We start from the raw sequence: 12,721 nt of genomic DNA, 5'->3' as shown, positions 1-12,721 counted from the left end.
ATTAAAATATGATAAAGGTAGTGTAAAAAATATATGAAAAATCAATCCAACTACCATTTAATGTTAAATTATGTTTGCTAGTTGCCCTTGACACACCTAAAGATAAATGGTCTTAGGCAGTTAAGGACGGGTGAATGATAATTTTGAACATGACTAATAGACCCGCCTATTGAGATATTTTACCATTTATCTTTGTGGGCGTGTCAAGGGTGCGTTTCACCAACTGCTTTAGATCATTAGGCAGTTATTGTACAGTTATTTAGAACAAAGTCTTGAGATAGTTCAATAAATTTGCACCATCTAGTAGGCATGTTGGACATTGACTCTAACTCTTCAAGGATTACAGGAGTTTTGCCTTCAAGGGCAGAATGTGGTCTTAGAAAGTTAAAGTATGCCACAAACATAGTTACAAATGCAACCGACCCGTTAGGACTTCCGAAGCCAGTAGTAGCTCTATAATTGCCTTTAAAGGTTCGGTTAAGACGTTCAATAATTTGCTTCAATGGCCTATATTCTTTTGAAACTTCATCTTTATTGGTTAAGCCTATAACTTGAGTAACATCGAATTTTATACTATGGCTTGCAAAGAAGTGCTGTGCAAGAAGATATATAGGGTTACCATCAGTTATAAGATTAAGATCTTCAGGTATTTCTTTTAACTTACTTAGAACATCATCGATGGCTTTTACAGCCGTTTCGGTATCTCTATGTGGTGATACTCTGTAAGATAGAATAATCTTTTTAACAGCATCAAAAAAGAAGAAAATATAGTTCCACTTACCGTTAACTTTTATGTAGGTTTCATCGCCGCAGAAAGAGTCAGAAAGTTTATAATCGTAGTTATCTATAAATGGCTTAACTACAATTGAAACGGCATTAACATAGTTTAAAATTGCTTGATGAGATATTTTAATATCATGAATATCTTTAAGCAATGCAGCTGTCTTTCTGGAAGATAAACCGTAGTTAACGTAGTAAGTTAGAATGAGTCCTAAGGTGTAAGAAGAAATCATAATGTTTGGAAGAGAAACCTTTGATTTTACCGGACTTTCTTTAGAAAGTGGCTTAAAGTCAAAAGTGAAATCTCTAAATATGTATCTAACTTTGAACTTACCAGGATTCTTCTTAAAATCTTGTTTTTCAGATTTTGTCATTGATTTAAGATTATTTTGGTAAAAAGAGCAATTATCATTCTTACACTTATAAACGTAGAAATCCTTACGCGCCTTGATTCTTTCAAGTGTTTTACTGCAGTGAGGACATCTTAACACTATGGATTTCTGATAGTAATTTTTAGGATTGAATGTGGTATCACAGACTTTGCAAAGATATTGTCCTCGGCCTCCGTTATTATCGTAAAGATAGGTATGTGGAGCACCACACTTAGGACAGATAACATCCTTAGGAGCTAACGCTTTGTTTTTGCGAGGTTTCACAGGAGCAAATTCTTTGCCGTGCTTAAACTCATATTCAGCTATTAGAAGCTTATAGTTAAGTTTTTCGGGAACATCAAAGATTGGTTGATCATCTACTTGAAGCTTTCGGTATTCTTTCTTAACAGGTTCGTCCGAAATGCTTTTAAGCAAGTTTTTGCCAACCAGCAAAGTCATGAGATACTTTATAATTTCAATAAGATAAATTACAGTTTCAAGAAGAAACTTATTAATCATGGTAATAGCTTGCCTCCTTTTTTAGTTCAGTGTTTTTGTTTTGCAAGTATAAAATATCTTAACTTTTTGGGGGTGGCAAGTTATTTATATAAAAAATAAGAAAAATTAAAGGGTTGCTGCCTTAGTTAGATAAAAAACTTTGACAGTACCATGATAAATCAGGGGGGAGTTAAATGAAAAAAATAATTAGTAAGCATGGAAAAATCATTATGTCAGTTATTATGGCAGTAACTATGATAAGTACACCTCATGTTGGTGCTTTTGCAGCTGATAATAATAAGAATCAGGAACCATCTTATCGTACTACTACAGAGGTATTTGATTGGGGACCTGCAATCACAAAAATAATTGTTGATTTAGGTGAAACAATACCACAATCAGCAATTACTAAGGATACATTCGAAGTGCATGTATTAAGGACTGAGAATAGAGCAAATTCACCTATATTAGGAGAAGCAGAAGGAAATTGCAAGATTAAAAACTCATATGTTTCTGACGATATTGGAAGTATTCAAAGCAAAGGGAATTATATTACTTTTGATTTGGAAGTTGGACCTGATGTATCTTTAACTTCGCCAATCAACTATAATTTAACTACTAATCTTAATGGCTGGGTTAATTGTGATTTTACAATTAAGCAGAAGAATGATATTGTTACGGATTCAGGCAAAATTTCTGGTTTAGTTATAAATAAATTTGCGGGTGGAACTAAAAAGCTTGTTGATGATTTTAAAATTGGAAGTGCAACTTATGATAACGTTACTCTAAAATATGCAAGCTATACACCAGAAAATGATTATAGTAAAAAGCCATTAATTATTTGGTTACACGGTATTGGAGAAGGCGGAACAGATGGGCTTTTACCTATATCAGGGAATAAAGCTGTAAATTTTGCATCAAAAGACATACAAGCATATTTTAATGGTGCATATATTTTAGCACCTCAGGCACCAACTTTTTGGATGGATGGATTTACTGGTTTTGGAGATGGAAGCTCAAAGTATGAAAAAGCGCTTATGTCATTAATCAAAGATTATGTCTCAAAGAATAGTAATATTGACACAAATAGAATTTATATAGGTGGAGACTCCAATGGTGGCTATATGACAATGCTTATGATACGTGATTATGCTGATTATTTTGCAGCAGCGTTCCCAACTTGTGAGGCGCTAAAGGATACATTGATTACTGATAAAGATATTGAAGCGTTTAAGAAAGTGCCAATTTGGTTTACAGCAGCTAAAACAGATGCAACAGTACCTCCGGCTGATTATGTAGTTCCAACTTATAATCGTTTAGTGCAAGCCGGTGATACAAATGTTCATTTTTCATTTTTTGATAATGTAATTGATACTACAGGTCTATATAAGAAAGCAGATGGAACACCATATGAATATATGGGTCATTGGTCATGGATATACGTATATAATAACCAATGTTCAGCAATAATAAATGGAAAAGTAACAACGCTTATGGAATGGCTCTCTGACCAGCAATTAAATAAAGAAACGAAATCTCAAACAGGAATGAAACCTATTACGGTATCTCAAACTATTACTGTATCACAAAATTAATAAAGTTACTGTCACAACGAAAAGAAGTTTTATTTTTATAATATTTTTAAACATATGGAGGATATAATAAGATGAATGATAACTCAGAAATAAAGGGATTTCCAGAAGGATTTTTATGGGGAGGAGCTACAGCAGCAAATCAGTGCGAAGGCGGATACTTAGAAGGTAATAAAGGTTTATCTACAGTTGATGTAATTCCAGCAGGTAAAGACAGGTTTCCAGTGATGCTTGGAAAGATGAAAATGATGAAATGCGATGAAGAACATTATTATCCAAGTCATGAAGCAATAGATTTTTATCATAACTATAAAGAAGATATAGCATTATTTGCTGAAATGGGTTTTAAGACTTTCCGTCTATCTTTATCTTGGGCACGAATATTTCCAAATGGAGATGATAAAATGCCAAATGAGGAAGGATTAAAATTTTATGATAATGTTTTTGATGAGTGCCATAAATATGGTATAGAGCCATTAGTTACTATAACTCACTTTGATGTACCAATGCATCTCGTAGAGACAATTGGTTCATGGAGAAGTCGCAAAATGATACATTATTATGAAAGATTATGTGAAGTGATTTTTGAACGTTATAAAGACAAAGTGAAGTATTGGCTTACTTTTAATGAAATAAATATGCTGCTACATCTGCCTTTCATTGGTTCAGGTTTAGTTTTTGAAGAGGGAGAAAATGAAGAAGCTATAAAGTACCAAGCAGCACATCATCAATTAGTTGCAAGTGCTAAGGCAACTCAAATAGCACACAAGATAAATCCAGATTTTAAAATTGGTTGTATGCTTGCAGCTGGTAATACCTATGCAAATACTTGCAATCCAGAAGATGTATGGAAAGCCATGGAGAAGGATAGAGAAAACTATTTCTTTATTGATGTTCAGTCTCGTGGGGAATACCCAAACTATGCAAAGAAGATGTTTGAAAGAATGAATATAAAACTAAAAATTGAACAAGAGGATGAAAAATTATTAAAAAATAATACTGTTGATTTCATTTCTTTCAGCTACTATGCATCAAGATTGACCAGTGCTGATCCAGAAATAAATGCACAAACAGAAGGAAATGTATTTGCTACGCTAAAAAATCCATACCTAAAAGCAAGTGAGTGGGGGTGGCAGATTGATCCTCTTGGACTTAGAATTACTTTAAATTCTTTGTATGATCGCTATCAAAAGCCGTTATTTGTAGTTGAAAATGGATTAGGAGCTGTTGATACTACAGATGAAAATGGATATGTGGAAGATGATTATCGTATTGATTATTTAAGGGAACATATCAAAGCGATGAGAGATGCGATTAATATTGATGGGGTTGATCTTATTGGATATACTCCATGGGGATGTATAGATCTTGTAAGCGCATCCACAGGAGAAATGAAAAAAAGATATGGTTTTATTTACGTTGATAAAGATAATGAAGGCAAAGGAACATTAAAGCGTAGTAAGAAAAAGAGCTTTTTCTGGTACAAAGAGGTCATTTCTACTAATGGAAAAGATTTATAGAAAGCACTTTATATTTTAGAAAAGAGATTCTTATAGATAATAGCTATTAAAGCTCTCCTTTTAACTTTAAAGCGTATTTCATAGCGTTCATGAAATATTTTTAAATAAAGTATGTATAAAATATTATTTATTATGCACATTATGAATATAAGTCAAAAGGAGAGAAAAATATGAATAATAAAGTTGATTACAATTCTATTTGTGATAATGAATTGAAGGAAAAAACTATAAAGGAATTTCATAGAGCAATAGTTAAAGATCTTATTAATAAATATGGAGCTCAAACTATGAAAGATGTTATGAGGAAAGTAAATTTACAGCGTTAGAGAGTTTTTTATTAATTAAATAGAATAGTTAAAGAGAAGTGTTTCATATATTTGGAACACTTCTTTTTATTATTTAGTTCTATCACCACATAAATCCATATCTTCACCTGAAATCATAAATATATTTGTGTAGAAAACATTTGAAAATGAGCTGTTAAAGGTTCTTAGCAATAGGTTGTTCCATTTTAGCTTGTGAAGTGAGAGTCCAAAATTTTATTTTGGGTTCTCGAACTTCCTCAGCGAATGTAATGAGTCGAGCTTCCTTATGAAAGTTGGAGCATGCTAAAGTGGATACAACCTGCTGCTTAGAACCTTCAGCGATATTTTCATAGCTTTTCGGAATCAAAATATTTATGATTTCGGTAAGTTATCACATAAATCTAGATTTGAAGTCGGATATCTATAATCACCAATGCATATTACAATTGATTTTCTATATTTTATTTTTTAAAGCAAATTTGCTGCACTTCTAAATTTTCTTTTGGAAATTAGTTAAAAAATTCGAATAATATGAATATGCTATAGTAAATCGAATGTTATATAATCGTTTTCCAAAATTTAAGGGGATATAAATGAGAGGAGAATTCTATGAAGATATCAAGAGGATGGAAAGTTCACAATAACATAACAGATGATGATATAAATGTGCTTAAGACAGCATTGAGTGAATTAATTGGTGTTGAGTATGAACCTAAAATCTTAGCTACTCAGAGCGTAAACGGAACAAATTATTGTTTTATATGTAAGTCAAAGGTTGCAGCACATAATGGACAAGGTATTTCCAAAGTGATGATTTATAAACCGCTTACGGGAAAAGCAAAGATAACAAGCATTGAGTGTATATTATAAAATAAATCACAATAAAATTAGTTCAGCTGAAAGTAGAGATAGTATTTCTATGCTTAGTAAAATATTATCTCTATTTTTATTTGAGTTTTATATTACATTGCCTCTTCTTTAAATAAATAACTTTAACATAAATTTAAGGTATTACTTAGATTGAAATTTTAAATAGATTCTAAAAATGGCATTCATAATATATTTTTAAACATATATATTCTAAGAGGTATTAAAGTAATGAGTGATAGTACCACTTATAAAATAGAATTCGTACTGTTAGTTCAATTTTAAGTCGCCATTAAGAGTTTTAATTCATATTATGTATATATAAAAGAAGAGAGGTGAAGATAGGTATGTTAGGTATTGATCTTCAAGCAAGATTAAAAAACAAAGCTTTTTGGGTTGCAATGGCCAGTGCTATAGCATTATTAGTACAACAGTTAGGATTAAATATAATTCCTGATAACTATACAGAAATTGTTAATACTATTTTGACAATCTTAACAATGTTAGGAATTATAGTTGATACTAGTACACCAGGTTTAAGCGACCAAACTACAAATGATGAAGCAGAAACTGTCCAAGCTTCAGATTCTAAAGAAAATAAATAAAAGCAATAAGTTAATGAAGCAATAGTAACTGAATATTTGAGAGTAACCCTTTTGGGTTACTCTTTATAAATATGAAAATCGAAAGGGAGTATGAATTATGGGGTATATAAAAGGTATAGATGTATCAAATAACAATGGAAATATAGATTTCGGAGCTGTTGCAGGAGATGGAGTTCAATATGTTTATTTAAAGGCAACAGAAGGGGCAACATTTAGAGATAGTAAAATGGAACAATTTTATAGTAGATGCAAAAATAATAACTTAAAAGTGGGAGCATATCATTTTTTAGTTGGGACAAGTACACCAGAAGCGCAAGCCCAGAATTTTTATAATAAGATAAAAGACTATAATTGGGATCTAGTGCCTATGATGGATGTAGAAACTAACTTTAGCGGACTTGCAGATTATGTTATAAGATTTGTTACCGCATTTGGCCAGCTAACGTCTATTCCATTAGGCATTTATAGTTATACAAGTTTTATAAGTTATCTTACTAATGCAAAATCAGTTATACAGGATATGCCTTTCTGGGAGGCCAATTATAACAATGATCCTTGGAATTTGCCATCAAATTTCTTTACCAATAGGGTAGGGCATCAATATACGGAAACTGGCAGAGTAAATGGGGTAAGTGAAGATTGTGACATAGATTCATTTACTGATGGAGTTTTAATAAGTAATGTTACTAAACCAGGACAATGGATTATACAGGATAATAAGTGGTGGTATAGGCACACTGATGGAAGTTATACTAAGAATGGATGGGAAAAAATAAATGGAAAGTGGTATCTATTTGATAGTGAAGGTTGGATGCTTTATGATTGGAAGTTGAGTGGAGATTATTGGTATTATCTAGGAAATTCAGATGATGGATCAATGAAATCAGGATGGTTATTGAAAAATAATAAGTGGTATTATCTTGGAGACCCTAGTGATGGCTCAATGAAGACAGGATGGCAAAAAATAAATGGTAACTGGTACTACTTTGAAACAGATGGAGCCATGGTTACTGGATGGTTTAATATAGATGGATACGATTATCTAACTTATTCTACTGGTGAGTTGATTACCAATATAGATATATACGGATATCGCTTTGATGAGAATGGACATGCTACAAAGTTAAGTTAACTTGAACAGGTATAATAATGGGATTTTGAGCATAGGGAGCGATAGATAAACCAACCAATAGCTTGATTTATAATTTGTAAATAAAAGATAATATCTTGATTAGTAACAAGATATAAGTGGTGAGTATAGATAATTCAATTATAAGTTAGATTTATACTATGAGATATATCTTAACTAGAAATGAGTAATATACTTTTGTAACCACAAGGGTCATAATATGGAATGTTTCATTGGTAATTATGATGGATGTGATTCTTTGGCTATAAGTTGTTCCAAATGTGCTAGTTCAAAAAGTGAGAATCGAAAAGTGATGCTCCAAATTTTACATTTGGTAAGCAGAACTTTCTCTATGAGCATTTTATATTTCGTTCTTCGAACTTTCTCTGTGAGCGCTTGTTCTTTGAGGCTAGCACTTTGGGTGCAACTTTATAGCCTTAGAATCACCCGTTAGAATTACCTAGAAACTGGAACAAAAGTATATTATTCATTTCGGTGAGGCATACGCATAAGTATAGGCTGTAGTTGTTGTATCTATACAAAGAGCGTTTTTAAAATTATCTACGGTAAAAGTCACAATTAATTTTAACTATTTCTTAATATTTTTGTACACACAAAATTAATATCAAAGTTATATTATATAGAAAGGAGGGCAGTGAAATGGGAAATATAATTAAAATTAATATGTATGCAGAAATGAAAAGAAAAAGAAATAATAAATTAAACTTAACAACAATAGAAAAAGTTATCTTGGAATATAATAATTGGATAAAGAATACCAACAGAGAGGATAAAATAGAGAGTTATGAAAAGTTCCTACATACGAAATAGTTTATGAAGGGTAGTGTGCGATTTTAGTTCGTTAACTACCCTTTATTATTTTTAAAAGTAATTTAATTTGGATAATATTTTTATGTTCAAAGTGAGTATAAATTTGAACCTGAAATTAGCTAGAATGCCTTAAAATAAAGAGTTAGGGGGATGGCTTGAGCTTGTATGGAATTGTGGGTAAGCGTAATGTCGTTATGCATATACAATCTATCTTTGGGTACTATAGTAGTATAGAAAAATATGCATCTAGGAGGAGAACTAATGAGTAAAATGAAAAGAACAATTTTTAATTCACTTATATTAATCTTAGGTATTATGTTACTTGGATGTAGAGATATAGATTTAAGAAGTTCAACTGTAATAAATGAAAATGGGTCAGGTATTGTAAAACTGCAAGTTGTATATGATGATTTTATATCAACAAAATTAAAAAATGATGTGATTGATCATGAATGGGCCAAAGAAAATGGATATAATTTTAATAAGTATTTTAAAGATAATATGAATATTGAAGAAATTACGTATGAGTTTAAAGATATTAAGGAATTAGAGGAAAAAATAAATTCAAGTGGATTAGCAACAATGACTGATTTAAAAAGAACAAAAGGAAAAGATGATGTATACACAATTGATGTAAAATTCAATAAATCTGCAATAGATAACTTAATTAAAAATAATACTGATGACGAAAAAATATATAGTTATATTAAAAATATAAAATTTATTAATGAGGTTGAAGTGCCAGGAAATATTATAGGTTGCAATGCAGAAGAAGATGTAGATGAAAATACAAGAGTATGGAATTATAAATTGAGTCAAATAGACGATGATACTAAACTTGATCTTGCATATAAAATAAAGAAACGTGTATTTCCAATTTCAGTATTACCTAATAATTAGCTATCATATTGAAACTATGGGTAGTTAAAGAGAATTAAAGTTAATGTGATTTTTTTGAATAAGAAAGTATTCAGATTCCAATGTATCCTATACATTTTAGGAATAAATAAACACTTAGCTTAGTGCAATCATAGATTAAAATTCGCAATCATGATATCTATAATAATATGTGATGTTGATCCAAATTTTACATTATGTTAAAATATATGAATAATTTTAACATTTAATAATTAAGGCTGAATTGTTTTTTGACTCAATAGTTCAATATGATTAGCAGTTCTAAGATAAACTTTAAAGTTAATTGTATTCATGAAAGGATAAAAGCCTGAGAGGTATTTTAATAATATTTCTATTGGCTTTTTTCTTTTTGTATATTTTAAACTATAAATTTGCGATAAATAAGGCGTTTTAGAAATGATAAGAAAGGATGAAAGAAAGATATGTCGGAAAAAATATTAACTATTAGATTATTAGAAGAAAAATATGGAGTGTGCAGGTTAAATAACAATGAATCAATTCCTGGATGGATAAAAAACAGTGATTTTCTTTCTATAACAAAAACATTTGATGAATTATCAATAGTATGCCTTGAAAAAGATATCCCTAATGAAGTTAAATGCGAAAAAGAATGGAGAATTTTAAAGGTTGAAGGTCAATTGGACTTTTCTTTAGTAGGAATTCTTTCATCAATTAGTACGATTTTAGCGAAAAGCGGAATAAGCATATTTGCAATTTCCACTTATGATACTGATTATATCCTTGTTAAGGAAAAAGATGTGGATGATGCTATGAAAGCACTTATTAAAAATAAATATGATGTTATAGTTTAAGGAGGAATATCTAAAATTAACTAATACAAGCTATCTGTACTACTTCTGTTAACATTTTTATAGGTTATATTTTGTGATAGTGGTTAAGATATTACTGCCAAACAAAATTAAAAATTAAGGGAGGTAGATTCATATGGCTTCAAACAATAGTGGAAGAAACAGAACATTAGTACCAGAAGCAAAACAAGGATTAAACAGATTAAAAACAGAGGTTGCTTCAGAAGTTGGATTAAGCAATTATGAAAGCATGGATAAAGGAAACCTTTCTTCAAGACAAAACGGTAGCGTTGGTGGAGAAATGGTAAAAAGAATGATAGAAAGCTACGAACAAGGACTATAATAAATAAAAGTAAAGCACTAAGAAGATTCTTAGTGCTTTGCTTTTTTAAGAGTTATTATATTCTACTAGCATTATTGACATCACATGGTAAAAGGTGTAATAGTAATATGTGTAGGGAGGAATGGCAATGAATAAAGTGAAAAAGTTGTCCTTAGTAATCTTAACTATCTTGTCAATACAAATTACTAATTCTACTATGGCTAATGCATATTGGAAACAAAACAGTCAAGGATGGCAATTTACTAAAGGAGAAGCTTACTCAGTTGGATGGGATAAAATTGATGGTAACTGGTATTATTTTGATAGTAATGGAATAATGGAAACAGGCTGGATTAATGATAATAATAAATGGTATTATCTAAATGATAGTGGAGCTTGGGAAGAATCTAAGACTACTACTGTTGTTCCAAATGATATTCAGGTTATGTATGATATAATCAATATTTATAATGATTCTGGAACTATTAAATATGAGAATAAGGGATTCATTAATCAAATAGGATTAAGTGATAAGAGTTTATATAAATTCTCTGCAGAAGATCAAGTGGGAAACAATATTAGTGAATATTACTATGATTCTTCTAATGGAAATGTATATAAAATAAAACAAGGAATTACAACACTGCTTAATTCTAATATTACTATAAATAACACTAATACTCAGATTTCAACGATTGAAGCTGTAGAGAAAGTAAAAGATTATCTTCTAGCGAATGGAAAATATGTTCCAAGTAAAATTGAATATGATCATGATGAGTCTAACTCTTATGTAATTCATTGCTATGATACATCAGGAGAATATATAACAACTGGCGGATGGTATTATGTAGATAAATTTACTGGAAATGTGACATCAATGTTTTAGAGCTATAAAATAAGAATAACCTAACTTTCTATGTTAGATTATTCTTATTTTATATTCATTATAATTTTTTTTATAGAAATTATGTTGAGTGAAAATTATATAAGCATATATTTTAAAATGGATAAACATAAGAAGTGTCAGGAGCAGGATCTTTTTCTATAATTTCAACAGCTATAACTGGATCTATTCCATCTTCAGAAGTATTAATTTTAATTTTGCCCTTTATTTTTACCCACGTACCATTATCATAGGAACCTGAATCACTGCTAGAACATTCAATTCCTGCAACTTGAAGATCAGCAGCACAACACACCATCATAAATCGTGCAATTATAAATTGATTTTCTTTTAAATCTTTATCTCTATATACAAATCCTGAAATCTCTATTTCCTTTCCTTCATATTTTTTAGGGTTTCCTAAAATCTCATCAAGAGAAGATACAAAGTTATTAATGTTTACTTCTATAATATTATTCACAATATTTAGCTGAATCTTATCTACTTGACCTTGACCATCACTTTCAGATTTTCCACTATACAATTCATATGTTGAGTTAAGGGAAGGCAAGTTGTTATTTGAATTATTGGAAGAGCTGTTAGTAGATGATGATTCGTTAAGCTTTCCATTTGTATCAATGCCTTTAGTGGCAGAATTTGCGCTAGTACTTTGCATAAAAAGTATCATAATCAAAGGAAAAATAAAGATAAAGTGATTCTTAATTTTAAATTTTTTTCTATCATTATAAAAGACATCTGAAATTAGAAATAAGGTAATTATGAACATTGAAATCATTCCAAAGATTGCAAAGGGGATAATTCTTGGATGTACATATTTTAGAATTTCATTACTTACAATAATTTTTAAATAGAATATTGAAAATCCTAATAGTATTAATATTTTTGCAACTACTTCCGCATTAATTTTTTTCATATCTTCATCTCCATATCAAATTAAAGAGTATTTTAAGATAAAATATATTGCCTAAGATAAGAGGATATTCTAAAATTGCTATATTCTTATATTCTTATATTCTTATATTCTTATATTCTTATATTCTTATATTCTTATATTCTTATATTCTTATATTCTAATATGGCATAGATCTGTGGACTTAGGTTAATATTATGGACACATTTTTTACTAATATATTGAATCTAGGTCAATGATCTGTACACACCTTCTATTAAATATATGCCATTATTACTAGAATTCTTCTCATTGCTGAGTAAACAATAGAGTCTTGGATTAATTGGTGGTTATATAGATCTAATTCAAGAATTGGACTTA

The 12,721-nt window shown here is 30.1% G+C and carries 13 protein-coding genes; 11 read left to right on the top strand and 2 right to left on the bottom strand.

What is annotated here, in order from left to right; translation table 11 throughout:
• Positions 1-236: 236 nt before the first annotated feature.
• Positions 237-1,670, bottom strand: coding sequence for a DDE-type integrase/transposase/recombinase (locus tag PZA12_RS16785; protein ID WP_168983577.1), 1,434 nt, complete (start codon positions 1,668-1,670; stop codon positions 237-239).
• Between the two features lie 173 nt (positions 1,671-1,843).
• Between PZA12_RS16785 and PZA12_RS16780 the strand changes: the two genes are divergently transcribed.
• From PZA12_RS16780 to PZA12_RS16730, 11 genes are all read left to right on the top strand, one after another.
• Positions 1,844-3,244 carry a prolyl oligopeptidase family serine peptidase gene (locus PZA12_RS16780; protein ID WP_103699394.1) on the top strand — a complete coding sequence of 467 codons (1,401 nt, stop codon included), beginning with the start codon at positions 1,844-1,846 and terminating at the stop codon, positions 3,242-3,244.
• A gap of 71 nt (positions 3,245-3,315) precedes the next feature.
• Entirely contained in the window at positions 3,316-4,761 is a 1,446-nt protein-coding gene (locus PZA12_RS16775) for a 6-phospho-beta-glucosidase (protein WP_103699393.1), read from the top strand.
• A 170-nt stretch (positions 4,762-4,931) separates the two neighbouring features.
• The gene (locus PZA12_RS16770) at positions 4,932-5,087 is read left to right on the top strand and encodes a hypothetical protein (protein ID WP_173708287.1); all 156 of its coding nucleotides are present in this window, start codon (positions 4,932-4,934) and stop codon (positions 5,085-5,087) included.
• A gap of 588 nt (positions 5,088-5,675) precedes the next feature.
• The gene (locus PZA12_RS16765) at positions 5,676-5,936 is read left to right on the top strand and encodes a hypothetical protein (RefSeq protein ID WP_077841154.1); all 261 of its coding nucleotides are present in this window, start codon (positions 5,676-5,678) and stop codon (positions 5,934-5,936) included.
• Between the two features lie 344 nt (positions 5,937-6,280).
• Positions 6,281-6,538 carry a phage holin gene (locus PZA12_RS16760; protein WP_077843794.1) on the top strand — a complete coding sequence of 86 codons (258 nt, stop codon included), beginning with the start codon at positions 6,281-6,283 and terminating at the stop codon, positions 6,536-6,538.
• Positions 6,539-6,635: 97 nt separating this feature from the next.
• Positions 6,636-7,670: a GH25 family lysozyme gene (locus PZA12_RS16755; RefSeq protein WP_103699234.1), complete on the top strand. Its 1,035-nt coding sequence runs from the start codon at positions 6,636-6,638 to the stop codon at positions 7,668-7,670.
• A gap of 657 nt (positions 7,671-8,327) precedes the next feature.
• Complete coding sequence (locus tag PZA12_RS16750) at positions 8,328-8,498, top strand: hypothetical protein (protein WP_168982825.1); 171 nt, start codon at positions 8,328-8,330, stop codon at positions 8,496-8,498.
• Positions 8,499-8,759: 261 nt separating this feature from the next.
• A complete protein-coding gene (locus PZA12_RS16745) occupies positions 8,760-9,398 on the top strand; it encodes a hypothetical protein (protein ID WP_103699235.1) in 639 nt (212 codons plus the stop codon).
• Between the two features lie 440 nt (positions 9,399-9,838).
• Positions 9,839-10,228, top strand: a complete 390-nt coding sequence (locus tag PZA12_RS16740) for an ACT domain-containing protein (protein ID WP_077843711.1) — start codon at positions 9,839-9,841, stop codon at positions 10,226-10,228.
• 133 nt (positions 10,229-10,361) lie between these two features.
• A complete protein-coding gene (locus PZA12_RS16735) occupies positions 10,362-10,568 on the top strand; it encodes an alpha/beta-type small acid-soluble spore protein (RefSeq protein WP_012059444.1) in 207 nt (68 codons plus the stop codon).
• Between the two features lie 127 nt (positions 10,569-10,695).
• Positions 10,696-11,433 carry a cell wall-binding protein gene (locus PZA12_RS16730; RefSeq protein ID WP_077843740.1) on the top strand — a complete coding sequence of 246 codons (738 nt, stop codon included), beginning with the start codon at positions 10,696-10,698 and terminating at the stop codon, positions 11,431-11,433.
• Between the two features lie 112 nt (positions 11,434-11,545).
• On the opposite strand, the gene PZA12_RS16725 is transcribed toward PZA12_RS16730, so the two are convergent.
• A complete protein-coding gene (locus tag PZA12_RS16725; protein WP_103699236.1) occupies positions 11,546-12,364 on the bottom strand; it encodes a TIGR03943 family putative permease subunit in 819 nt (272 codons plus the stop codon).
• Between the last annotated feature and the right edge of the window lie 357 nt (positions 12,365-12,721).

Origin of the sequence: Clostridium beijerinckii (assembly GCF_036699995.1) — a bacterium.
Taxonomy (GTDB): domain Bacteria; phylum Bacillota; class Clostridia; order Clostridiales; family Clostridiaceae; genus Clostridium; species Clostridium helianthi.
This window is presented reverse-complemented; position numbering and strand designations above follow the sequence as displayed.